The organism is Burkholderia sp. FERM BP-3421 (genome assembly GCF_028657905.1).
GTDB lineage: Bacteria > Pseudomonadota > Gammaproteobacteria > Burkholderiales > Burkholderiaceae > Burkholderia.
Genome location: NZ_CP117782.1, coordinates 1,557,149 through 1,578,912, shown reverse-complemented (window position 1 = coordinate 1,578,912; position 21,764 = coordinate 1,557,149). Strand labels below are relative to the sequence as shown.

The following is a 21,764-nucleotide window of genomic DNA, read 5'->3' as shown; positions in this document are numbered from 1 at the left end:
GACAACGAGTAAAGTGTCGCAACCGGCGGCGCGGGGCGCGCATCGCATCGCGTCGAAGCGCCCGGCATCACAGCCTTGACGGAGGTGGGAGACATGGAAGTCGGGTTTATCGGCCTGGGTGTCATGGGGTGCCCGATGGCGCTCAATCTGGCGTATTCGGGCACGCCGCTCGTGGTCTGGAATCGGTCCGCCGACAAGAGCGCCCTGCTGCGCGATGCCGGCGCGCAGGTCGCGGCGAATCCCGCCGAGGTCTTCGAGCGCACGCATCTCGTGATCCTGATGCTGGTCAACGACGCGGCGCTCGACGCCGTGCTCGAGCGTGGCACGCCCGCGTTCGCGAAACATGTCGCCGGCCACGTGATCGTCCAGATGGGGACGACTTCCGCGGAATACTCGCGCGCCCTCGGCACGGACATCCGCGCCGCGGGCGGCAGCTACGTCGAGGCGCCGGTGTCCGGTTCGTTCAAGCATGCCGAGTCGGGGCAACTGGTCGCGATGCTCGCGGGCGAGCACGAGGTGGTCGAGGCCTTGCGGCCGCTCCTGAAGCCGATGTGCCACGAGACGATCGTGTGCGGGCCGGTGCCGTCCGCGTTGCTGATGAAGCTTGCGGTCAACCTGTTCCTGATCACGATGGTGACGGGGCTCGTCGAGGCCACGCATTTCGCGGAACGCCACGGTCTCGACATGGAGCAGTTCCGTGCGGCGCTCGATGCGGGGCCGATGGCGAGCGCGGTCTCGCGCGACAAGACGGAAAAGCTGGTCGCGCACGACTACAGCGTGCAGGTGTCGATCGACCACGCGCTCAAGAACAACCAGCTCGTCACGGCCGCCGCGCGTGCGTCGGGCGTGGCGTCGCCGCTGCTCGACGTGTGCCAGGCGCTGTATGGCGAAGCCATGGCGCTGGGGCACGGCGATGCTGACGTGATCGCGGTGGCGCATGCGATCGAGGCGCGCAGCGATGCCGCGCGCACCGGCGCCGGAGCGGCGAAATGAGCGCGGCGCCGGGCGAGGCCCGCGCGGAAAAGCCGCAATGGCGCGAGCGTTTCGCGTTCTACGATGCGTACGGCGCGCCGTCGTCGCCCGCCTATCGCGCGGCTTTCAAGGCGCTGCCGTTCGGCAAGCGCCTGGGCCTCGGGTTGAACGTCTTCGCGCTGTTGCTCGGCCCGGTCTATTACTTCGCGCTCGGGATGTGGCGCAAGGGCATCTCGCTGCTGTTGCTGGTGCTGGCGATCGGCGCGCTCGAAACCGTGTTCGAGATGGTCACCGGCATCGAGGTTCCGACCGGCGTCGACGTCGGCATCAACGTCGGCTGCACGCTGCTGTTCGGCATCTGCGCGAATTACGCGTATTACCTGAAGGTGCGCGGGCGCGACGGCTGGAATCCGTTCGAGGGCATGCGCCTGATCTAGCGCCGGCGGGGCGTCCCGGGGTCGAATGTAACCAATGGTTAGCGCGCGGCACCGGTTGCGATGTGACGCATCAGTTCTTACAAAGTGGAAATATGCGTTGGGGCGGCTTGCCGTTATAGTCGAATCACCAACGCATCCACCAGAAAGGGGAGTCCATGAAGACCTTGCGTGTTGCCTCGCTCGCGACCGGTATTGCTGCCTTGCTCGTTTCCGGCGCCGCCATGGCTGGCGTCAGTGTCGGGATCAACCTCGGCGTGCCGGCGCCCGTTTATGTCGCGCCCGCGCCGGTTTATGCACCGCCGCCGCCGCCCGTCATCTATCAACCTGCGCCCGTCTATGCGCCTGCGCCTGTCATCGTGATCGGCTGGCATGGCGACCGCTACTGGGACGGCCGCCGCTACTGGGCGCGCGACGACTGGTATCGCCATCATCCGCCGGGTCGCGGCCGCGGTCCGGGCTGGGATCATGGGAATCATGGGAATCACAACGGCTGGCGTCACTGAGCGCGCACGCGCGCCGGCGTGAGGCCGGCGCGGCGTGCTCGTGCAGGGCAGGGAGGCTGCATCGTCTTGGCGAGGCCGCGTCCGCTAGCGGGCGCTTGTCGCGAGGCGATCAGGAACCGGGTTTCGCAGCATGCGGGCCCGGTTTTTTTATGCTCGTGCGGTCCGCCCCATGGTCTCGGCGCGGCATGTGTCGATCGTCCTGCGTCGCGCATCGCCCCCGCACGATGAAAAACACCCCGGCGGCGGGCTTGGGCGCCCGCGGCCGGGGTGTTGTCGTCCCGTGTAACGCGTCAGGCGGGCTTGCCCCAGCTGTCGCGCAGGCCGACGATCCGGTTGAACACCGGCTGGCCCGGCTTCGAATCGATGCGATCGGCGACGAAGTAGCCGTGGCGCTCGAACTGGTAGTGCGCTTCCGCTTCGGCGTCGCGCGCGCCCGGTTCGAGATAGGCGCGCACGATCTTCTTCGAATTCGGATTCAGCGCTTCCAGGAAGTCGCGGCCGCCCGCGTCGGGATGCGCTTCCTTGAACAGGCGGTCATAGATGCGCACTTCGGCTTCATACGCATGCGGGGCGCTCACCCAGTGGATGTTGCCCTTGACCTTGTAGGTGTTCGCGCCGTCGGTGCCGGACTTGCTGTCCGGGAAGTACTGGCAGTGCACCGCCGTGACGTTGCCGTCGGCATCCTTGTCGAAGCCCGTGCATTCGACCACGTAGCCGTAGCGCAGCCGCACCTTGTTGCCGGGGAACAGGCGGAAATAGCCCTTCGGCGGCGTTTCGACGAAATCCTCGCGCTCGATCCACAGCTCGCGCGACAGCGGGAACGTCCGCAGGCCGCGCTCCGGATGGTGCGGATGCACGGGCGCCGTGCAGTCTTCCGACTGGCCTTCCGGATAGTTGTCGATGATCAGCTTGAGCGGGTCGAGCACGGCGACCGAGCGCGGCGCCTTCGCGTCGAGATCGTCGCGCAGCGCGCCCTCGAACACGCTCATGTCGATCCACGAATCGACCTTGGTCACGCCGATCCGCTCGCAGAACAGCTGGATGCTCTCGGGCGTGAAGCCGCGGCGGCGCACGCCGACGATGGTCGGCATGCGCGGGTCGTCCCAGCCGTCGACGTGATTCTCGGTGACGAGCTGCAGCAGCTTGCGCTTGCTGGTGATCGCGTAGGTCAGGTTGAGCCGCGAGAATTCGATCTGTTGCGGCAGCGGGCGGCTGAAGATGCCGGCGTCGGCCAGTTCGTTCAGCACCCAGTCGTACAGCGGGCGATGATCCTCGAACTCGAGCGTGCACAGCGAATGCGTGATGCCTTCCAGCGCGTCCGAGATGCAGTGCGTGTAGTCGTACATCGGATACACGCACCACGCATCGCCGGTGCGGTAGTGATGCGCGAAGCGGATCCGGTAGATCACCGGGTCGCGCATGTTCATGTTCGGCGACGCCATGTCGATCTTCGCGCGCAGCACGTGCTCGCCTTCCTGGAACTCGCCGGCCTTCATGCGGCGGAACAGGTCGAGGTTCTCCGTGGGCGTGCGGTCGCGGAACGGCGAGGGCTTGCCCGGCTCGGTCAGGTTGCCGCGGTTCGCGCGCATCTCGTCGGCGCTCTGGCTGTCGACGTAGGCCTTGCCGCGCTCGATCAGCAGCTCGGCGAACGCGTACAGCTTGTCGTAGTAGTCGCTCGCGAAGTACTGGTGGTCGGCCTCGCCGTGCTGCCAGTCGAAGCCGAGCCAGCGGACCGCGTCGACGATCGAGTTCACGTACTCGAAGCTTTCCTTTTCCGGATTCGTGTCGTCGAAGCGCAGGTGGCAGACGCCGCCGTAGCTGCGCGCGACGCCGAAGTTCAGGCAGATGCTCTTCGCGTGGCCGATGTGCAGGTAGCCGTTCGGCTCCGGCGGGAAGCGGGTCTCGACCCGGCCGCCCCATTTGCCGGTGCGGTTGTCGTCGTCGATGATGTTGCGGATGAAATTGGATGCCGCGGGGACGTCGTTGCGTTCGGTGCTCATGCGGAATGAAAGGAAAGAGGGGAGCGATGCGCGTGCCGCATCGCCGCAATTCGTCAATTCTACCTGACGGACGAGACTTCTGAGGAGCCCGTGCGCCTTGTCCGGCGGGGCGCGACGCGCGGGCGGCCCGCCGCGGCCGAGGCTGTAACAGCTGGTAAATCGTTTTGCCCGCGTGCGCGGGCTTTTTTAAGATGCGCTCGACCGTTTCCTCGTCGGTCGCGCTGTGCCAGGCGCGACGGGCTTTTCAAGGTAGTTTGCGCATGTTCAAGACCACTCGTTTCCTCGTTCGCGTCACCGTCGTCGCGGTGGTGCTCTCCAGCCTCGGCGCGTGCGCGATGACGCGCACCCAGCGCAATGCCGGGATCGGCGCCGCGGCGGGCGGCGCGCTCGGCTATCTCGTGACGGGCGGCCCGCTCGGCACGGTCGCGGGCGCGGCGGCGGGCGGGCTGGTCGGCGCAGGGGTGCGCTGAGCGCGCGGCGCACGCTTGTCGGACCGGCGCGCACGCGCGGCGGCGCGCCGGCGTCGCCGGGCTGCGGCCTCGCAGCCCGGTCCAACCCACCTCGCGCATGCGATTTCAGATCGCCCGCGCCGCCCGCAACGCCGCGATCGCGGCGTCGTCATAGCCCAGCACCTCGCGCAGCACCGCGTCGGTATGCTCGCCGAGCAGCGGCGGCGCGCTTTTCGCCTCGGGCGGGGTGCCGCTCATCCGGATCGGATTGCGCACGAGCCTGACGTTCGCGCCGCTCGGATGCGGCAATTCGACCTCCAGCCCGCGCGCGACCACCTGCTCGTTCGCGAACACCTCGTCGAGCGAGTTGATCGGCCCGCACGGTACGCCGGCCGCCTCGAGCGCATCGATCCATTCGCGCCGGCTCAGGGTCCGCGTCATCGCTTCGAGGATCGGCACCAGCGCGTCGCGGTGCCGGACCCGTTCCGGATTGGTCGCGAAGCGCGCGTCGTCGGCGAGCTCGGGGCGTCCGCCCGTCTCGACGAACTTGCGGAACTGGCCGTCGTTGCCGACCGCGACGATGATCCAGCCGTCGCGGGTCTGGAAGGTCTGGTAGGGCACGATGTTCGGGTGCGCGTTGCCCCAGCGGGTCGGCGCCTGGCCGCTCGCGAGATAGTTGGTGTTCATGTTCGCGAGCAGCGCCACCTGCACGTCGAGGAGCGCCATGTCGATGTGCTGGCCTTCGCCCGTGCGGTCGCGGTGCGCGAGCGCGGACAGCACCGCGATCGTCGCGTAGAGCCCGGTCGCGAGGTCGGCGATCGCGACGCCGGCCTTCTGCGGGCCGCCGCCGGGCTGGCCGTCGCGCTCGCCCGTGATGCTCATGAAGCCGCCCAGCCCCTGCACGATGAAGTCGTAGCCCGCGCGGTGCGCGTAGGGGCCCGTCTGGCCGAAGCCCGTCACCGAGCAGTACACGAGATCGGGCTTGAGCGCCTTCAGCGACGCGTAGTCGAGCCCGTACTTGCTCAGCTGGCCCGCCTTGTAGTTTTCGAGCACCACGTCGCTCTGCGCGGCCAGTTCGCGGATGATCCGCTGGCCTTCCGGCGTCGCGATGTCGACCGTGACCGAGCGCTTGTTGCGGTTCGCCGCGAGGTAGTAGGCGGCCTCGCGGGTGTCCTGGCCGTCCGGCGTCTTCAGGTACGGCGGCCCCCAGTGGCGGGTGTCGTCGCCCGCGCCGGGGCGCTCGATCTTGATCACGTCGGCGCCGAAATCGGCGAGCGTCTGCGCGCACCAGGGTCCGGCGAGCACGCGGCTGAGATCCAGCACGCGGATATGGCTTAAGGCACCCATCGTCTCGTTGTCTCCTTCCGTTGTGTTGCACGACGCGCGGGCGGGCCGGTCCGGCCGCGCCCGCGCGCGGGATGCACGCATCTTAAGGGATTTGTAACAGTCGGCGCGCGCGAGTCGGCGCGCGCGGACGCGAGGCGGGCGCGGCGGCGGGCCGCGCCCGGGGCGCTATCCCGTATAATCGATCGTTTCAGAAACCCAGAAACCCGCGCCGCCGCCCGCGAGGGCCGCAGGCGCCCACAGACAGCCTTCGTCAAGACCGTCCCCGCCCGCCATGAAAGCCGCTGAAATCCGCGAGAAATTCCTCAAGTTCTTCGAATCGAAGGGCCATACGATCGTCCGTTCGTCGAGCCTCGTGCCCGGCAACGACCCCACGCTGATGTTCACGAACTCGGGCATGGTCCAGTTCAAGGACGTGTTCCTCGGCACCGATCACCGCCCGTATTCGCGCGCCACGACGTCGCAGCGCAGCGTACGCGCCGGCGGCAAGCACAACGACCTCGAGAACGTCGGCTACACGGCGCGCCACCACACGTTCTTCGAGATGCTCGGCAACTTCTCGTTCGGCGACTACTTCAAGCACGACGCGATCAAGTACGCGTGGGAACTGCTGACCACGGTCTACCAGCTGCCGAAGGAAAAGCTGTGGGTCACGGTCTACCAGGAAGACGACGAGGCGTACGACATCTGGGCGAAGGAAGTCGGCGTGCCGGTCGAGCGCATCATCCGGATCGGCGACAACAAGGGCGCGCGCTACGCGTCGGACAACTTCTGGACGATGGGCGACACCGGCCCCTGCGGCCCGTGCACCGAGATCTTCTACGATCACGGCCCGGATGTCTGGGGCGGCCCCCCGGGGTCGGCCGAGGAAGACGGCGACCGCTACATCGAGATCTGGAACCTCGTGTTCATGCAGTTCAACCGCGACGCGCAGGGCACCATGACGGCCCTGCCGAAGCAGTGCGTCGACACCGGCATGGGCCTCGAACGCCTCGCCGCGGTGCTGCAGCACGTGCACAGCAACTACGAGATCGACCTGTTCCAGAACCTGATCAAGGCGGCCGCGCGCGAAACCGGCATGACCGATCTGTCGAACAACTCGCTGAAGGTGATCGCCGATCACATCCGCGCGTGCTCGTTCCTGATCGTCGACGGCGTGATCCCGGGCAACGAGGGCCGCGGCTACGTGCTGCGCCGGATCGTGCGCCGCGCGATCCGCCACGGCTACAAGCTCGGCCGCAGGGGTTCGTTCTTCCACAAGCTGGTGGCCGATCTCGTCGCGGAAATGGGCAGCGCCTATCCGGAGCTGAAGGACGCGGAGCAGCGCGTGACCGACGTGCTGCGCCAGGAGGAGGAACGCTTCTTCGAGACCATCGAGCACGGCATGACGATCCTCGAGGCCGCGCTCGGCGACCTCGATGCGAAGGGCGCGAAGGTGCTCGACGGCGAGTTGGCGTTCAAGCTGCACGACACCTACGGCTTCCCGCTCGACCTGACGGCCGACGTGTGCCGCGAGCGCGGCGTGACGGTCGACGAAGCGGCGTTCGACGACGCGATGGCGCGTCAGCGCGAGCAGGCGCGCGCGGCAGGCAAGTTCAAGGCGGCGCAGGGGCTCGAGTATTCGGGCGCGAAGACCACTTTCCACGGCTACGACAAGCTCGTGTTCGACGACGCGAAGGTCGTCGCGCTGTACGTCGAGGGCGTGGCGGTCGACGAGGTCAAGACGGGCCAGCAGGCGATCGTCGTGCTCGACCATACGCCGTTCTACGCGGAGTCGGGCGGCCAGGTCGGCGACCAGGGCGTGCTCGCCAACGCGAGCGTGCGGTATGCGGTGGGCGACACGCTGAAGGTCCAGGCGGACGTGGTCGGCCATCACGGCGTGCTGGAGCAGGGCGTGCTGAAGGTCGGCGATGTCGTGAAGGCCGAGGTCGACTCGGCGCGGCGCGCGCGCACGGAGCGCAACCACTCGGCGACCCACCTGATGCACAAGGCGCTGCGCGAGGTGCTCGGCGCGCACGTGCAGCAGAAGGGGTCGCTCGTCGACGCGGACAAGACCCGCTTCGACTTCGCGCACAACGCGCCGATGACGGACGACGAGATCCGCCGGGTCGAGGCGATCGTCAACGCGGAAGTGCTCGCGAACGCGCCGGGCATCGTGCGCGTGATGGCGTACGACGACGCGGTGAAGGGCGGCGCGATGGCGCTGTTCGGCGAGAAGTACGGCGACGAGGTGCGGGTGCTCGACCTGGGCTTCTCGCGCGAGCTGTGCGGCGGCACGCACGTGCATCGCACGGGCGACATCGGCTTCTTCAAGATCGTGATGGAAGGCGGCGTCGCGGCGGGCATCCGCCGCGTCGAGGCGATCACGGGCGACAACGCGCTGCGCTACGTGCAGGAACTCGACGCGCGCATCAACGCGGCGGCCGCCGCGCTGAAGGCGCAGCCGTCGGAGCTGACGCAGCGGATCGGCCAGGTGCAGGATCAGGTGAAGGCGCTCGAGAAGGAGCTGGGCGCGCTCAAGTCGAAGCTCGCATCGAGCCAGGGCGACGAGCTGGCGCAGCAGGCGATCGAGGTCGGCGGCGTGCAGGTGCTCGCCGCGACGCTCGACGGCGCCGACGCGAAGACGCTGCGCGAGACCGTCGACAAGCTCAAGGACAAGCTCAAGCATGCGGCGATCGTGCTCGCCTCGGTCGACGGCGGCAAGGTCAGCCTGATTGCCGGCGTGACGCCGGAAGCGAGCAAGAAGGTGAAGGCGGGCGAGCTGGTGAACTTTGTCGCGCAGCAGGTCGGCGGCAAGGGTGGCGGCCGTCCCGACATGGCGCAGGCGGGCGGCACCGAGCCGGCGAACCTGCCGGCCGCGCTCGCGGGCGTGAAGGGCTGGGTCGAAGGCCTGCTCTAAGCGCCGCCGGGGCCGCGCAGGCGGCCCGTCCGGCAGCGTTCCTCGAAACCCCGCACCGGTTCGGCGCGGGGTTTTTTATTGGGCGGCGCGCGCGTTCAGGCCGGCTGCGCCGCCGCGCCGCGCCGCGCGCGGGATCGCGTCGTGGCGGCGGGCTGCGCCGTCGCACCGTCGAGCAGCATGTCGCGCAGCGCGCGCAAGGCCGCCGACGCGTGCCCCTGGCGCCAGACGAGCAGCGTGTCGATGGGCGGGATCCCGGGCAGCGGATGCACGCCGAGGTTGTCGGCTTCGATCTGCAGGTCGAGCAGCGCGCGCGGCGCGACCGCGACGCCCGCGCCGGCGGCCACGCACGCGATGATCGCGTGATACGAGCCCAGTTCCAGTTCCCGGTGCGGCTTCACGCCGTGCTCGGCATACCAGCGCTCGGCGTAGCTGCGATAGGCGCAGCCGCGTTCGAACGCGACGAGCGTCGGCAGCAGGATGTCGCGCGGCGTGCGGACGGGCGGATGGCCGCGCGGCGTCAGCAGCACCAGCTCTTCGCGGAAGATCGCCGCGGTCTCGAACGGCTCGCCCAGCGGCGCGGGCGCGAGCGGCGTCGCGACCAGCGCGACGTCGACCTCGAATTCGCGCACCTTGCCGATCAGGCAGCCGGTGGTGCCGGTCAGCAGTTCCAGCTCGACGTCGGGCCAGGCCTGGTGATAGTGCGCGAGCAGCCTGGGCAGGCGGCAGGCCGCGGTGCTTTCCATCGTGCCGAGCCGCAGCCGGCCGCGCGGGCGGTCCTCGCGCACCGCGTGCGCCGCCTCGTCGGCGAGCGCGAGCAGGCGTTCCGCATAGGGCAGCAGGGTTTCGCCCGCGGGCGTCAGCACGAGCCGGCGGCCGTCGCGCACGAACAGCGCGGTGCCCAGCTGTTCCTCGAGCTGCTTGATCCGCGTCGTCACGTTCGACTGCACGCGATTGAGCTTGGCCGCGGCGCGCGTGACGCCGTTCTCGCGCACGACCGCCCGGAAGATCGCCAGTTCGGCCAGATCCATGATTCTCTCCTTGGAATCGATTTGATCTCAATTATTCATTTTTAGAGATGATCGGGTCAAGCTACATTGAGCGCATTCCAATTCTCCGCGCGCGTCCATCATCGTGATGGCGCCCCTGTTGTGCGATGAGCGATATGTCCCTGTCCCGTACGCCGGCCGCGATCCCGCGGTCCCTCTCCTCGGTTGAAACCCTGCCCGACGACGATCGGCCCGCGCGTCGCGCGGCCTGGGCGTGCGCGCTCACGCTCGCGGTCGCGCTCGGGATCGGCCGGTTCGCGTTCACGCCGCTGCTGCCCTTGATGCTCGCCGGCGGCGAACTCGACATCCGGCACGGCGGCTGGCTCGCGTCCGCGAATTACGCGGGCTATTTCGTCGGCGCGCTGACCTGCGCGCGGTTCATGATCGCGCCCGCGCGCATGGTGCGGGCGGGCCTCGCGGCGACCGTGCTGCTGATGCTCGCGATGGGCGTCGCGAGTCCGTTCGCGGTGTGGGCGGGCGTGCGCTTCGTGGCCGGCGCGGTCAGCGCGTGGACCTTCGTGTTCGCTTCGCAATGGGGGCTGCGGCGGCTCGCGGAGCTGGACGCGCCGGAATGGAGCGGCGTGATCTACACCGGGCCGGGTTTCGGGATCGTCGCGACGGGGCTGCTCGGCAGCGCGCTCGCCGGGCAGCGCGCGGCCTACGGATGGATCGGCTTCGCCCTGCTGTCGGCGGTGCTCGCGGCGTGCGTGTGGCGCGTGTTCACGCCGTCGGCCGCGCATGCGACCGTGGCCGCCGGCGCGTCGCCGACGGCTCATGCGGAGGCCGCGCCGCGCGGCGCGGCGGGGTGGCTCGTGGTGTTCTACGGCTTGCCGGGCTTCGGCTACATCATCACGGCGACCTTCCTGCCGGTGATCGCGCGCGCCGCGCTGCCGGCCGGCTCGGCGTGGCCGGACCTGTTCTGGCCGATGTTCGGCGCCGCGCTGATCGCGGGCGCGCTGCTCGGCGCGCGGCTGCCGATCCGCTGGGACAATCGCGCGCTGCTCGCGGGCAGTTGCGCGCTGCAGGCGGCGGGCGTCGCGCTCGGCATCGCGTGGCCGACCGTGGCGGGCTTCGCGCTGGGCAGCGTGCTGCTCGGGATGCCGTTCACCGCGATCACGCTGTTCGCGATGCGCGAGGCGCGCCGTCTGCGCGGTGAGCGCGCGGCGGGCCTGATGGGCTATGCGACCGCGTCGTATGGCATCGGGCAGATCGCCGGACCGCTCGTCGCCGCGCCGCTCGTCGCGCGCGCGGGGACATTCGCGCCGGCGCTGGGGCTGGCCTCGGCGTCGCTCGTGCTCGGCGCGGCGGGTTTCGCGACGATGGCCTGGCGCGCCTCGTCGCGCATGCGACAAACTCGCTAGAATGCTGGCTGTCCCGCGCTCCGCGGGCGTGGCGCGCGCAGGCCGCTGTACGCGCGTCCGCGCCCGCCTCATCCCCACAATGACCACTGCCGATTACCGTTTTTGCCCGCGTTGCGCCCGCCCGCTGGCCGACCGCACCGATCTCGCCGAAGACGGCGGCGGCCGCCTGCGGCGCGCCTGTCCCGACGACGCCTGCGGCTATGTCCACTGGAACAATCCGCTGCCGGTCGTGGCCGCGATCGTCGAATACGACGGGCGCATCCTGCTGGCCCGCAACGCAGCCTGGCCGGAAGGCATGTTCGCGCTCATCACGGGGTTCCTCGAAAGCGACGAGACGCCCGAGGCGGGCATCGCGCGCGAGGTGCTGGAGGAAACCGGGCTGCGCGCCGAATCGGTGGAACTGATCGGCGTCTATGAATTCATGCGCAAGAACGAGCTGATCGTCGCGTATCACGTGCGCGCGTCGGGCACGATCGCGCTGTCGCCCGAGCTGCTCGAATACCGGCTGGTCGAGCCGGCGCGGCTGCGGCCGTGGCGCGCCGGCACCGGGCCGGCGGTCGCCGACTGGATGCGCGCGCGCGGCCTGCCGTTCGAGTTCGTTGAGCGGCCGGGGCAGTAAGGCCGGGCACGGCCGCTTGCTGCCCTGACTGATCCTGCGCGCCGGGGGAGCCGTGGCGCGGCGTTCGCCCGGCCGCCTGCGCCCCGAGCGCCGCGCGCCGGCCGCGTCAGCGATCCGCCGCGACGACCCGCACCACCGTGCCGTAACACAGCACCTCGGTCACGCCGTTGCCGATTTCCGTCGCGTCGTAGCGCATCCCGATGAGGCCGTTGCCGCCCAGTTCGTTCATCTGGGCGAGCATGCGCTCGTAGGCGTCCTGCCGCGCGCGCTCGCACAGCGACGTATAGAGCGAGATATTGCCGCCGAACAGGGTTTGTATCGCCGCGCCGAACGAGCCGACGATCGAGCGCGAGCGCACGACGATGCCGCGCGCGACGCCGAGGCTGCGTTCGATCCGGTAGCCGGGCAGGTCGAAGGCGGTGGTGATCAGGTGCGGGTCGGTCATGGCGATTCCTCGGAAAAGATCGGCGGGTCACGACGGGCCGCACGACGTCCGCCGCCGTCGCGCGGTATGCTTGCCGCTGCGGCGCGCTCGCGCCGCGGACGCCGCATGTTCGCCCGCGCGGCGGCGTCCTGTCCAGCACGACGGGGGCGAGGAGGGGACGCGGTGGCCTATCTCTACTATCTGACCCACATCCATCTCGGCGACGACGCGCTCGCCATGCTGCCGTCCGAATGCGCGCGCAACGGCATCGCGCGGCCGCTCGTCGTGACCGACCGCGGCGTGGCGGCGGCAGGGCTCGTCGCGCGCGCGCTCGACGCGCTCGGCATGGGCGCGCCGCCTGTGTTCGACGAGACGCCGTCCAATCCGACCGAGGCCGCGGTGCTGGCCGCCGCGCAACGCTATCGCGACGCGGGCTGCGACGGCCTGATCGCGATCGGCGGCGGGTCGTCGATCGACCTCGCGAAGGGCGTCGCGCTCGCCGCGACGCATCCCGGGCCGCTGGCCCGCTACGCGACGATCGAGGGCGGCAGCGCGCAGATCACGGCCGCCGCCGCGCCGCTGATCGCGGTGCCGACCACCTCGGGCACCGGCAGCGAGGTCGCGCGCGGCGCGATCCTGATCCTCGCGGACGGCCGCAAGCTCGGCTTCCATTCGTGGCATCTGCTGCCGAAGGCGGCGATCTGCGACCCGGCGCTCACGCTCGGCCTGCCGCCCGGGCTCACGGCCGCGACCGGCATGGATGCGATCGCCCACTGCATCGAGACCTTCCTCGCGCCCGCGTATAATCCGCCCGCCGACGGCATCGCGCTCGACGGGCTCGAACGCGCGTGGGCCCACGTCGAACGCGCGACCCGCGACGGCGGCGACCGCGAGGCGCGTCTCGCGATGATGAGCGCGTCGCTGCAGGGCGCGCTGGCGTTCCAGAAAGGGCTCGGCTGCGTGCACTCGCTGTCGCACCCGCTGGGCGGCGTGAAGGTGAACGGCGCGACCTCGCTGCATCACGGCACGCTGAACGCGGTGGTGCTGCCCGCGGTGCTGCGCTTCAACGCGGATGCGCCGAGCGTGGTGGCTGAACGCCGCTACGCGCGCATGCGCCGCGTGATGAACCTGCCCGAGCGCGCGGACCTGCCGCAGGCGCTGCACGACCTGAGCGCGCGGCTCGGCCTGCCGACGGGCCTGGCGCAGATGGGCGTGCGCGCGGACGTGTTCGATCACGTGATCGAGGGCGCGCTCGCCGACCATTGCCACAAGACCAATCCGCGCCTCGCGACCGCCGCCGACTATCGCCGCATGCTCACCGAATCCCTCTGACCGACCATGTCCGACGCCAAGCCCGTCGCGCTGCCGCGCAGCGCCTATCCGCATAGCCTGCCGATCAGCACGCGCTGGATGGACAACGATGTCTACGGCCACGTGAACAACGTCGTCTACTACAGCTACTTCGACACCGTGGTGAACGAATACCTGATCCGCGCGCGCGTGCTCGACGTCGAGCACGGCGCGACCATCGGGCTCGTCGTCGAGACCCACTGCAACTACTTCGCGCCGCTCGTGTTTCCGCAGCGTGTCGACGCGGGCCTGCGGGTCGCGAAGCTCGGCAATTCGAGCGTGCGCTACGAGATCGGGCTGTTCGCGGAAGGCGAGGCGACGGCGGCCGCGCAAGGGCACTTCGTGCATGTCTACGTCGATCGCGCGAGCCGCCGGCCGGTCGCGCTGCCCGACGCCTTGCGCGCCGCGCTCGCGCCGCTCGCGCGGTAGAGGCGCACGCGTGCAGTCGCTGATCGTCACCACGCTGAACGGCGTGAGCTACGGGCTGTTGTTGTTCATGCTGTCCGCCGGGCTGACGCTCGTCTTCAGCATGCTCGGCGTGCTCAATTTCGCGCATGCGGGCTTCTACATGCTGGGCGCGTACGCCGGCTACGCGATCGCCGCGCACGCGGGCTTCTGGGCGGCGCTCGTGCTCGCGCCGCTCGCGGTCGGCGGCCTCGGCGCGCTGATCGAGCGCGGCCTGCTGCGGCGCGTGAAGGCGCGCGGACACCTGGGCGAACTGCTGCTCACCTTCGGCCTCGCCTACCTGATCGCCGAGGCGGTCAAGTTCGCGTGGGGGCTCGCGCCGCTCGCCACCACGGTGCCGGCCGCGCTCGACGGGCCGTTGGCGACCTGGGGCGGCGTCACGTTGTCGCGCTATCGCGCGTTCATGATGGCCGCGTCGGTCGCGATGCTGGTCGCGCTGGGGGTGGGCTTGCGCGTGTCGCGCACGGGCCTCGTGGTGCGCGCGGCGCTGACGCACCGCGGGGCGGTCGAGGCGCTCGGCCACGACGTGCCGCGCCTGATGACGGTCGTGTTCGCGGCGGGCGCCGCGCTGGCGGCGCTCGCCGGCGTGATCGGCGCGCCGCTCGCGGTGCTCGAACCCGCGATGGCCGAGACGATGGGCTCGGTCGTGTTCGCCGTGGTCGTGATCGGTGGGCTCGGCTCGCTCGGCGGCGCGCTCGCCGCGTCGCTGCTGGTCGGTTGGGTGCAGACCTTCGCCGCCGCGAGCAGCGCCTCGCTCGGCGCGCTCGCGGAACGGGCGGGCATCGCGCTGCCGCCCGCCTGGGGCGCGCTGACCTGCGCGCAACTCGCGCCGCTGACGCCTTATCTGCTGCTCGTCGCGGTGCTCGCGTGCCGGGCGCGCGGCCTGTCCGGCGAGCGCGCCGATGCGTAGCGCCGCGCGACGCGCGTGGCCCTGGGCCGCGCTGCTCGTCGGCCTGGGCGGCCCGGCGTGGCTGTGGCCGCAGGACTGGGTGCTCGGCTACCTCGCGCAGACCGCCGCGCTGATCGTGCTCGCGCTGTCCTACAACCTGCTGCTCGGCGCCACGGGCCTGCTGTCGTTCGGGCACGCGGCGCTCGCCGGGCTCGGCGCGTTCGCCGCCGCCCACGTGTTCGCCCGCCACGGCCTGCCCTTGCCGCTGCTGCCGCTCGCGGGCGGGCTCGCGGGCGCGGGTTTCGGCGCGCTGTTCGGCAGCGTCGCGACCCGCCGCGCGGGCACCGCGTTCGCGATGATCACGCTCGGGCTCGGCGAGCTGGTCGCGGCCGCGGCGTGGAGCGTGCCCGACTGGTTCGGCGGGCCGGGCGGCGTGCCGATCGACCGCGCGCGCGACGCCGCCTGGTACGGTCCGTCGCCCCATGCCTATGCGCTGATCGCCGGCTGGTGCATGCTGGCCGCGCTGGCGATGCGCGCGTTCACGCGCACGCCGTTCGCGCGTCTCGCGAACGCGGTGCGGGACAATCCGGCGCGGGTCGCGGCGCTCGGCACCGATCCGCGCCGGGTGCGTTTCGCGATGATGGTCGTGGCCGGATTCTTCGCGGGCATCGCGGGCACGCTGACCCTGATCGACGTCGAGGTCGCGTCGACCGAGAGCGTCGGCATGCTGCGCTCGGGCGCGGTGTTGTTCGCGGTCGTGATCGGCGGCACGGGCACGTTCTTCGGGCCGGTCGTCGGCGCGGCGCTGCTGGTCTTCTTCAGCGTGTTCGTCGCGAGCGTATCGCGTGCGTGGCTGCTGTACCTGGGCATCGGTTTCGTCGCAGTCGTGGTGGCCGCGCCGGACGGCCTCGGCGGCATATGGACGCGCCATGCCGCGCGCCGCGCCGCGGGTACGCGCGTCAACCGGCCGCGCGCGGCCTGCGCGCTGCTGGCCGCGCTCGCGGGCGTGGTTGCGTCGGTGATCGTGGTCGAGCTGGGCTATGCCTGGCGTTTTGCGCAGGACGCGGGCGGCGTGGCCGCGCTGGGCCCGTGGCGGGTCGCGGCCGATGCGCCGGCGGGCTGGTGCGCCGCGCTGGGCGCGGCGCTGCTCGCCCTCGCCCTGGGGCTGGCGGCGCGCCGCGCCGGCGGTGCGGAGCCGGCGCGATGACGGCGCCCGCGCTCGTGTTGTCCGGCATCGAGAAGCGCTTCGGCGCGACCACGGTGCTGGCGGGCGTCGACCTCACGGTCGAGGCGGGGGAGCGCCATGCGCTGATCGGGCCGAACGGCGCGGGCAAGTCGACGCTGTTCGACGTGATCGCGGGCGCGACGCCGCCGAGCCGCGGCCGGCTCCAGCTGCACGGCGTCGCGCTGCGCGCGCGCTCGCCCTACGCGGCCGCGCGGCGCGGCATCGCGCGCAGCTTCCAGCAGACGGCGCTGTTCGAGCGCCTGTCAGTGTTCGACAACCTGCGCTGCGCCGCCGAGCAGGCGGGCGCGCAGCGCCGTCGGTGGTGGGCGCGGCTGCGCGAATCGGGCGCGGTCGACCGTGCCGCGCGCGAGGTGCTCGCGGCGATCGGGCTCGCCGCGCGGCGCGACCTGCCGGCCGGCGCGCTGAGCTATGCCGAGCAGCGCGCGCTCGACGTCGGCGTCGCGCTCGCGAGCGGCGCATCGCTGTTCCTGTTCGACGAACCGACGGCCGGCATGAGCCGCGAGCAGGCGGCGCGCATCGTCGAACTGATCCGCACGACCACCGAGGGGCGCACGCTGTTGATGATCGAGCACGACATGGACGCCGTGTTCGGGCTCGCCGATCGCATCTCGGTGCTGGTGCGCGGCGCGGTGATCGCGACCGGCACCCCCGCCGAGATCCGCGCCGACGCGGCAGTGCGCGCGGCCTATCTGGGCGAGGCGGGCGCGGCATGAGCGGCCTGCTCGAATTGCGCGCGGTGCGGGCCGGCTATGGCGCGCGGCACGTGTTGAACGGCGTCGACCTGACGCTCGCGCGCGGCGAGGCGCTGGCGCTCGTCGGCCGCAACGGCTCGGGCCGCTCGACGCTCGCGAAGGCGATCATGGGCATGCTGCCGGTGGCCGGCTCGATCCGTTTCGACGGCGTGGAACTGGCGGGCGCGCCGACCTTCGCGATCGCGCGGCGCGGGCTCGGCTACGTGGCCGAGCAGCGCGACGTGTTTCCGCTGCTGAGCGTGCGCGACAACCTGCGCCTGGGGCTCGGGCCCGATTCCGCGCGCGACGCGCTCGATGCGGCGCGCGCGCGCTTCCCGGCGCTCGCCGCGCGCTGGGACGCGCGCGCGGGCGTGCTGTCGGGCGGCGAGCAGCAGATGCTCGCGCTGGCGCGCGCGCTGGTCGGCGCGCCGCGCCTCCTGATCGTCGACGAGCCGGCGGAAGGGCTCGCGCCGGCCGTGGTCGCGCAGGTGCGGGCCTGCCTCGTCGAACTGCGCGCGCGCGGCGTCGCGATCCTGCTCATCGAACAGCGCATGCAGCTCGCCCCGGCGGTCGCGTCGCGCGTCGCGGTGATGGGGCGCGGCGAGATCGTCCATGAGGGGCCGGCCGATGCGCTCGATCCGGACGTCGTCGCACGCTGGCTCGCGGCCGGCTGACCGCGTTTGATTTTTTTCGAGACAAATCCCCGCCGGGCAAGGGTCGCGAGGCCGTGCGGGCCGCGCCGGGCTGACCAGGCTTGCAGCGATCGCCCGGGCGCCGGAAAATTCTTATTTGGGATAGTTGTTTCCTGTTTGGTTGAAGTTTGGCGCGGTTGATTGATCGCATGGCGCGGCGCGGGCGACACAATCCCGGCTATGCCGACGCCCGAAGAAAAAGCGGCCTTCGCCGCCCGTCTGAAACTGGCCATTCAGCGCCGCCACGGCCGGATGCCGGGCCCGACCGAACTGGCGAACCGCTTCAACCTGCGCTACCCGGGCATGTCGGTCTCGCCGCAAACCGCCCACAAATGGCTGACCGGGCGCACGATCCCGGCCCGCGACAAGCTCGAAACCTTCGCCGACTGGCTCGACGTCGACCTGCACTGGCTGCACTACGGCCCGGCGCCGGCCGCGCGCAAGCCGGCGCGGCTGCCGCGCGACACCCGCTATCCGCCGACCGCCGAGACGCTCGAACTGGCCTCGCGCATCGGCGCGCTGTCGCCGCAGCGGCGCTACCTGATCCATCAATTGATCGATCAGTTTCCCGACGACGCGCCGGGACTCGACGCGCCGCCGGCCGACGACCCGCCGCGCTGAGCGCGCGCCGTCAGCGCGGCTCGATCATCCATTCGTGCGCGGGGTCGTTCTTGAAGTGCCAGACGCGCGTCGGGCCCGCCATCACGTTCAGGTAATAGGACTCGTAGCCGTACGGCACGACGACCGGGTGATAGCCGCGCGGCACCAGCACGACGTCGTGGTCGCAGGCGGCCATCGATTCGTCGAGGTCGCGCGCATCCGTGTACACGCGCTGGAACACGAAGCCCTGCGGCGGATGCACGCGGTGGTAATAGGTTTCCTCGAGCGCGCTTTCGGCGGGGATCGCATCGGTGTCGTGCTTGTGCGGCGGATAGCTCGACGAATGCCCGGACGGCGTGCGCACCTCGACCACGAGCAGCGCTTCCGCATCCTCGCCCTGCGGCAGGATATCGCACACGTAGCGGGTGTTCGCGCCGCTGCCGCGCACCGAGCGCTTCATCTGCGACGGCTTGATGAGGCGCGCCGGATAACGGCCGGTCGCGGGCGCGCTCGCGACGCCGAGTTCGGCGTCGCGCGTCGCGTGCACGGTCACGCGCCGCCCGGGCGGCAGGTACAGCGCGTAGGGCGCGACGCCGTCGAACACGCTGTCGCGCGAGCCGAGCGCGGTCCAGCGCGTGCCGTCGTCGGCCTCGATGTCGACGGAGCCCGTCAATACCACGATGCACATCTCGCGCGACGTCTCGTGCAGCGCGCGCGCCTCGCCGGCGGCGAGGCGGTAGGCGGCGAAGCCCACGTGCTTCCAGTGCGCGGATGCCGGCGTGACCTCCGCGATGGTCGCGCCGGCCGCGCCCTTGACGAGCAGGCTCATGACAGTACCTCCTCGATCGCGCGCGGCGCGTCGACCAGCGCGCGCAGGGTCTGGTAGCCGCGCTGCGCATAGGCGTAGCTCGGCGCGACGACGGGATCCTGCTCGGCCTCGACGACCAGCCAGCCGCGATAGCCGTGCTGCTTGAGCAGGTCGATCAGCGCGGGGAAGTCGATCGCGCCGTCGCCCGGCACCGTGAACGCGCCGTTGATCACCGCGTCGAGGAAGCTCCAGTTGCGATTGCGCGCGAGGCGGATCACGGCGGGGCGCACGTCCTTGCAGTGCACGTGGCAGACGCGCCCGATGTGCTTGCGCAGTTCGGTCGGCGCGTCGCCGCCCGCGAACGTGATGTGGCCCGCGTCGAACAGCAGCCCGACCGCGTCGCTCGTGGCGGCCATCAGGCGGTCGACGTCGGCGGGCGTCTCCACGTAGGCGCCCATGTGATGATGGTAGGCGAGCCGCACGCCGTGCGCGAGCGTATGGCGCGCGAAGGCGTCGAGCCGCGCCGCGTAGGCGTCCCACTGCGCGGCGCTGACGAAGCGCGGCCGCTGGTACAAGGGCCGCGGCGCGCCCTGGATCGAATTCGACACCTCGCCGTAGACCATCACGGTCGCGCCGTTCCGGGCGAGCAGTTCGAGGTGCGGCCCGACGGCGTCGATTTCCTCCTCGGCGCTGCGCTCGGCGAGCCGGCCGGAGTACCAGCCCGACACGAGCGCGAGATCGTACTGCGCGAGCAGCGCCTTGAGCGCCTGCGGTTCGCGCGGAAACTTGTTGCCGAGTTCGAAGCCCGCGTAGCCGATCTCGCGGCCTTCCGCGAGCGCGACGTCGAGCGGCGTCTCGCCGCCGAGCGACGGCAGGTCGTCGTTCATCCACGACAGCGGATTGATGCCGATGCGAAGGTCGAAAGCACTCATGTCGATGATTCCGGGGAAGACGGGGAAAGGGGCGCCGCCGCGCGCGCCGCGCACTGCGCGTCGTAGCGCGCGCGGGCCTCGCGCACCGCGGCGCGCGGCGAGACTTCGGGCACCGCGACCTCCCACCACCAGCCGCCGTCGGCGGTGGTGCGGGCGGGATCGGTGTCGATGCTGATCAGGCAGGTGCGGTCGGCCGCGCGTGCGCGGCGCAGTGCGGCGTCGAGCGCGCCGAGGTCGGCGACGTGCTCGGCCTGTGCGCCGAGCGCGCGCGCGTGCGCGGCGAAATCGATCGGCGGCGCGCCGAGCGGACCCTGCGCGCAATCGTCGAGCAGGTTGTTGAACGGCGCGCCGCCGCAGGCCTGCTGCAGCCGGTTGATGCAGCCGTAGCCGCGATTGTCGAGCACGACGATGATCAGCTTCGCGCCGAGCATCACCGAGGTCGCGATCTCGCTGTTCATCATCAGGTAGCTGCCATCGCCGACCGTGACGATCACCTCGCGATCGGGCCGCGCGAGCTTCACGCCCAGGCCGCCGGCGATCTCGTAGCCCATGCACGAATAGCCGTATTCGACGTGATAGCCGCCGGGCTCGGCCGCGCGCCACAGCTTGTGCAGCTCGGCGGGCAGCGTGCCGGCCGCGCACACGACGATGTCGCGCGCGGGCGAATCGGCCGTCGAGCGCCGGATCGCGCCGATCACGTCGGCCTCGTAGGGCAGCGGCGCGCCGCCCGGCGTCGCGACATCCGACGCGGCGCCGCCCGACGCGCCCGTGAGCGCATCGACGCTCGCGCGCCATCGCGCGGCGTCCGCCTGCGCGCGCTCGGTCCAGGCGGGTTCGGCGCGCCAGCCGTCGAGCCGCGCGGACAGCGCGTCGAGCGCGCCGCGCGCATCGGCCTCGACGCTCGTCGCGCGGTATTTGAGCGCGTCGAACGGATGCGCGTTGATGCCGATCACGGCGGCGTGCGCGAACAGCGTGTTCGAACCGGTCGTGAAGTCCTGCAGCCGCGTGCCGACGGCGAGCACGCAGTCGGCCTCGCTCGCGAGCGCATTGGCGGCCGGGGAGCCGGCGACGCCGACCGCGCCCGCGTTGAGCGGGTGATCCCACGGCAGCACGCTCTTGCCCGCCTGGGTCTCGCCCACCGGCACGCCGTGACGCTCGGCGAACGCGCGCAGGGCCGCCGCGCCGCCCGCGCTGTACAGCGCGCCGCCGCCCGCGACGATGAACGGCCGGCGCGCGCCGCGCAGCCGCGCGAGGGCGGCGTCCAGCTCGGCGTCGATGGGGGCCGGGGCGTGGAAGGTCACGAGGCGCGGCGCGAACCAGGCGGCCGGATAGTCGTAGGCCATGGTCTGCACGTCCTGCGGCAGCGCAAGCGTGACGGGGCCGCACAGCGCGGCGTCGGTCAGCACGCGCAGCGCGCGCGGCAGCGCGGTGAGCAGCTGGGCCGGATGCACGATCCGGTCGAAATAGCGCGACACCGCCTTGAAGGCGTCGTTGGCCGACAGGCCGCCGTCGTGGAAGTCCTCGATCTGTTGCAGGACCGGGTCCGGCGCGCGCGACACGAACACGTCGCCGGGCAGCAGCAGCACCGGCAGGCGGTTCACGTGCGCGAGCGCGGCGGCGGTCACGAGGTTGGTCGCGCCGGGGCCGATCGAGGTGGTGACGGCCATCATGCGGCGGCGGAAGTGCGCCTTCGCATAGGCGATCGCGCTGTGCGCCATCGCCTGCTCGTTGTGCGCGCGATAGGTCGGCAGCGCGTCGCGGTGCTGGTACAGCGCCTCGCCGAGGCCGGCGACGTTGCCGTGCCCGAAGATCGCGAAGACGCCGCCGAACAGCGGCTCGGTGCGGCCGCTGCCGTCGTCGGCCGCGACCCGCTGGGCCGCGAGATAGCGCACCAGCGCCTGCGCCATGGTCAGCCGCAGCGTGCCGGGCGGCGCGTCGGCGCCCGGCGCGTCGGCGCCCGGCGCGGGGGACGGGATTCGGTCGTTCATGGTCCGTGC

21 protein-coding genes are annotated in these 21,764 nt (G+C 71.3%); 14 read left to right on the top strand and 7 right to left on the bottom strand.

The window, feature by feature from the left end; translation table 11 throughout:
* Positions 1-93 precede the first annotated feature (93 nt).
* The 3 genes from Bsp3421_RS23030 (at position 94) to Bsp3421_RS23020 (ending at position 1,912) form a co-directional block, all read left to right on the top strand.
* The gene (locus Bsp3421_RS23030) at positions 94-993 is read left to right on the top strand and encodes an NAD(P)-dependent oxidoreductase (protein ID WP_274003733.1); all 900 of its coding nucleotides are present in this window, start codon (positions 94-96) and stop codon (positions 991-993) included.
* Positions 990-1,409 carry a DUF2628 domain-containing protein gene (locus Bsp3421_RS23025; RefSeq protein WP_274003731.1) on the top strand — a complete coding sequence of 140 codons (420 nt, stop codon included), beginning with the start codon at positions 990-992 and terminating at the stop codon, positions 1,407-1,409. The genes Bsp3421_RS23030 and Bsp3421_RS23025 overlap by 4 nt, the downstream gene beginning before the upstream one ends.
* A gap of 155 nt (positions 1,410-1,564) precedes the next feature.
* Entirely contained in the window at positions 1,565-1,912 is a 348-nt protein-coding gene (locus Bsp3421_RS23020) for a hypothetical protein (protein WP_274003729.1), read from the top strand.
* A 290-nt stretch (positions 1,913-2,202) separates the two neighbouring features.
* Here the strand turns inward: Bsp3421_RS23020 and Bsp3421_RS23015 are convergent, their stop codons facing one another.
* A complete protein-coding gene (locus Bsp3421_RS23015; RefSeq protein WP_274003728.1) occupies positions 2,203-3,912 on the bottom strand; it encodes a glutamine--tRNA ligase/YqeY domain fusion protein in 1,710 nt (569 codons plus the stop codon).
* 260 nt (positions 3,913-4,172) lie between these two features.
* Here Bsp3421_RS23015 and Bsp3421_RS23010 point away from each other — a divergent pair, with 260 nt between their 5' ends.
* Positions 4,173-4,382 carry an ornithine acetyltransferase gene (locus tag Bsp3421_RS23010; protein ID WP_274003727.1) on the top strand — a complete coding sequence of 70 codons (210 nt, stop codon included), beginning with the start codon at positions 4,173-4,175 and terminating at the stop codon, positions 4,380-4,382.
* Positions 4,383-4,487: 105 nt separating this feature from the next.
* On the opposite strand, the gene Bsp3421_RS23005 is transcribed toward Bsp3421_RS23010, so the two are convergent.
* Positions 4,488-5,708, bottom strand: a complete 1,221-nt coding sequence (locus Bsp3421_RS23005; protein WP_274003726.1) for a CaiB/BaiF CoA transferase family protein — start codon at positions 5,706-5,708, stop codon at positions 4,488-4,490.
* Positions 5,709-5,979: 271 nt separating this feature from the next.
* Here Bsp3421_RS23005 and alaS point away from each other — a divergent pair, with 271 nt between their 5' ends.
* Complete coding sequence (gene alaS / locus Bsp3421_RS23000) at positions 5,980-8,604, top strand: alanine--tRNA ligase (protein ID WP_274003723.1); 2,625 nt, start codon at positions 5,980-5,982, stop codon at positions 8,602-8,604.
* 95 nt (positions 8,605-8,699) lie between these two features.
* On the opposite strand, the gene Bsp3421_RS22995 is transcribed toward alaS, so the two are convergent.
* Entirely contained in the window at positions 8,700-9,632 is a 933-nt protein-coding gene (locus tag Bsp3421_RS22995) for a LysR family transcriptional regulator (RefSeq protein ID WP_274003721.1), read from the bottom strand.
* Between the two features lie 134 nt (positions 9,633-9,766).
* Here Bsp3421_RS22995 and Bsp3421_RS22990 point away from each other — a divergent pair, with 134 nt between their 5' ends.
* A complete protein-coding gene (locus Bsp3421_RS22990) occupies positions 9,767-11,011 on the top strand; it encodes a YbfB/YjiJ family MFS transporter (RefSeq protein WP_274003720.1) in 1,245 nt (414 codons plus the stop codon).
* Between the two features lie 79 nt (positions 11,012-11,090).
* Positions 11,091-11,630, top strand: coding sequence for an NUDIX domain-containing protein (locus tag Bsp3421_RS22985; RefSeq protein ID WP_274003718.1), 540 nt, complete (start codon positions 11,091-11,093; stop codon positions 11,628-11,630).
* A 106-nt stretch (positions 11,631-11,736) separates the two neighbouring features.
* On the opposite strand, the gene Bsp3421_RS22980 is transcribed toward Bsp3421_RS22985, so the two are convergent.
* The gene (locus Bsp3421_RS22980; protein WP_274003716.1) at positions 11,737-12,075 is read right to left on the bottom strand and encodes a YbjQ family protein; all 339 of its coding nucleotides are present in this window, start codon (positions 12,073-12,075) and stop codon (positions 11,737-11,739) included.
* 162 nt (positions 12,076-12,237) lie between these two features.
* Here Bsp3421_RS22980 and Bsp3421_RS22975 point away from each other — a divergent pair, with 162 nt between their 5' ends.
* The 7 genes from Bsp3421_RS22975 to Bsp3421_RS22945 all read left to right on the top strand — a co-directional run bounded on the left by Bsp3421_RS22975 (position 12,238) and on the right by Bsp3421_RS22945 (position 18,048).
* Positions 12,238-13,386 carry an iron-containing alcohol dehydrogenase gene (locus Bsp3421_RS22975; protein ID WP_274003715.1) on the top strand — a complete coding sequence of 383 codons (1,149 nt, stop codon included), beginning with the start codon at positions 12,238-12,240 and terminating at the stop codon, positions 13,384-13,386.
* Between the two features lie 6 nt (positions 13,387-13,392).
* Positions 13,393-13,833, top strand: a complete 441-nt coding sequence (locus Bsp3421_RS22970) for an acyl-CoA thioesterase (RefSeq protein ID WP_274003714.1) — start codon at positions 13,393-13,395, stop codon at positions 13,831-13,833.
* A gap of 67 nt (positions 13,834-13,900) precedes the next feature.
* Positions 13,901-14,779, top strand: coding sequence for a branched-chain amino acid ABC transporter permease (locus tag Bsp3421_RS22965; protein WP_443111597.1), 879 nt, complete (start codon positions 13,901-13,903; stop codon positions 14,777-14,779).
* Entirely contained in the window at positions 14,772-15,965 is a 1,194-nt protein-coding gene (locus Bsp3421_RS22960; RefSeq protein WP_274003709.1) for a branched-chain amino acid ABC transporter permease, read from the top strand. Before Bsp3421_RS22965 ends, Bsp3421_RS22960 begins: the two co-directional genes overlap by 8 nt.
* Positions 15,962-16,717 (top strand): ABC transporter ATP-binding protein, encoded by a 756-nt coding sequence (locus Bsp3421_RS22955; RefSeq protein ID WP_274003708.1) that lies wholly within the window; start codon positions 15,962-15,964, stop codon positions 16,715-16,717. The genes Bsp3421_RS22960 and Bsp3421_RS22955 overlap by 4 nt, the downstream gene beginning before the upstream one ends.
* Positions 16,714-17,409, top strand: coding sequence for an ABC transporter ATP-binding protein (locus Bsp3421_RS22950; protein ID WP_274003705.1), 696 nt, complete (start codon positions 16,714-16,716; stop codon positions 17,407-17,409). The genes Bsp3421_RS22955 and Bsp3421_RS22950 overlap by 4 nt, the downstream gene beginning before the upstream one ends.
* 198 nt (positions 17,410-17,607) lie before the next feature.
* Positions 17,608-18,048 (top strand): helix-turn-helix domain-containing protein, encoded by a 441-nt coding sequence (locus Bsp3421_RS22945; protein WP_274003704.1) that lies wholly within the window; start codon positions 17,608-17,610, stop codon positions 18,046-18,048.
* Between the two features lie 10 nt (positions 18,049-18,058).
* Here Bsp3421_RS22945 and iolB read toward each other — a convergent pair whose 3' ends face one another.
* From iolB to iolD, 3 genes are read right to left on the bottom strand one after another with little or no spacing between them, the layout of a single operon-like run.
* On the bottom strand, positions 18,059-18,856 hold the full coding sequence (gene iolB, locus Bsp3421_RS22940; RefSeq protein ID WP_274003702.1) for a 5-deoxy-glucuronate isomerase: 798 nt from the start codon (positions 18,854-18,856) through the stop codon (positions 18,059-18,061).
* Positions 18,853-19,767: a myo-inosose-2 dehydratase gene (gene iolE / locus Bsp3421_RS22935; protein WP_274003701.1), complete on the bottom strand. Its 915-nt coding sequence runs from the start codon at positions 19,765-19,767 to the stop codon at positions 18,853-18,855. The genes iolB and iolE overlap by 4 nt, the downstream gene beginning before the upstream one ends.
* Complete coding sequence (iolD, locus tag Bsp3421_RS22930) at positions 19,764-21,755, bottom strand: 3D-(3,5/4)-trihydroxycyclohexane-1,2-dione acylhydrolase (decyclizing) (protein ID WP_443111581.1); 1,992 nt, start codon at positions 21,753-21,755, stop codon at positions 19,764-19,766. Before iolD ends, iolE begins: the two co-directional genes overlap by 4 nt.
* Between the last annotated feature and the right edge of the window lie 9 nt (positions 21,756-21,764).

Coding starts and splice junctions, on each gene's coding strand:
- iolD (WP_443111581.1), bottom strand. CDS start 21,755: ATGAACGACCGAATCCCGTCCCCCGCGCCGGGCGCCGACGCGCCGGGC.
- Bsp3421_RS23015 (WP_274003728.1), bottom strand. CDS start 3,912: ATGAGCACCGAACGCAACGACGTCCCCGCGGCATCCAATTTCATCCGC.
- Bsp3421_RS23030 (WP_274003733.1), top strand. CDS start 94: ATGGAAGTCGGGTTTATCGGCCTGGGTGTCATGGGGTGCCCGATGGCG.
- Bsp3421_RS22985 (WP_274003718.1), top strand. CDS start 11,091: ATGACCACTGCCGATTACCGTTTTTGCCCGCGTTGCGCCCGCCCGCTG.
- Bsp3421_RS22945 (WP_274003704.1), top strand. CDS start 17,608: ATGCCGACGCCCGAAGAAAAAGCGGCCTTCGCCGCCCGTCTGAAACTG.
- Bsp3421_RS23010 (WP_274003727.1), top strand. CDS start 4,173: ATGTTCAAGACCACTCGTTTCCTCGTTCGCGTCACCGTCGTCGCGGTG.
- Bsp3421_RS23005 (WP_274003726.1), bottom strand. CDS start 5,708: ATGGGTGCCTTAAGCCATATCCGCGTGCTGGATCTCAGCCGCGTGCTC.
- Bsp3421_RS22980 (WP_274003716.1), bottom strand. CDS start 12,075: ATGACCGACCCGCACCTGATCACCACCGCCTTCGACCTGCCCGGCTAC.
- Bsp3421_RS22955 (WP_274003708.1), top strand. CDS start 15,962: ATGACGGCGCCCGCGCTCGTGTTGTCCGGCATCGAGAAGCGCTTCGGC.
- iolE (WP_274003701.1), bottom strand. CDS start 19,767: ATGAGTGCTTTCGACCTTCGCATCGGCATCAATCCGCTGTCGTGGATG.
- iolB (WP_274003702.1), bottom strand. CDS start 18,856: ATGAGCCTGCTCGTCAAGGGCGCGGCCGGCGCGACCATCGCGGAGGTC.
- Bsp3421_RS22960 (WP_274003709.1), top strand. CDS start 14,772: ATGCGTAGCGCCGCGCGACGCGCGTGGCCCTGGGCCGCGCTGCTCGTC.
- Bsp3421_RS22970 (WP_274003714.1), top strand. CDS start 13,393: ATGTCCGACGCCAAGCCCGTCGCGCTGCCGCGCAGCGCCTATCCGCAT.
- alaS (WP_274003723.1), top strand. CDS start 5,980: ATGAAAGCCGCTGAAATCCGCGAGAAATTCCTCAAGTTCTTCGAATCG.
- Bsp3421_RS22965 (WP_443111597.1), top strand. CDS start 13,901: ATGCTGTCCGCCGGGCTGACGCTCGTCTTCAGCATGCTCGGCGTGCTC.
- Bsp3421_RS23025 (WP_274003731.1), top strand. CDS start 990: ATGAGCGCGGCGCCGGGCGAGGCCCGCGCGGAAAAGCCGCAATGGCGC.
- Bsp3421_RS22995 (WP_274003721.1), bottom strand. CDS start 9,632: ATGGATCTGGCCGAACTGGCGATCTTCCGGGCGGTCGTGCGCGAGAAC.
- Bsp3421_RS22950 (WP_274003705.1), top strand. CDS start 16,714: ATGAGCGGCCTGCTCGAATTGCGCGCGGTGCGGGCCGGCTATGGCGCG.
- Bsp3421_RS23020 (WP_274003729.1), top strand. CDS start 1,565: ATGAAGACCTTGCGTGTTGCCTCGCTCGCGACCGGTATTGCTGCCTTG.
- Bsp3421_RS22990 (WP_274003720.1), top strand. CDS start 9,767: ATGTCCCTGTCCCGTACGCCGGCCGCGATCCCGCGGTCCCTCTCCTCG.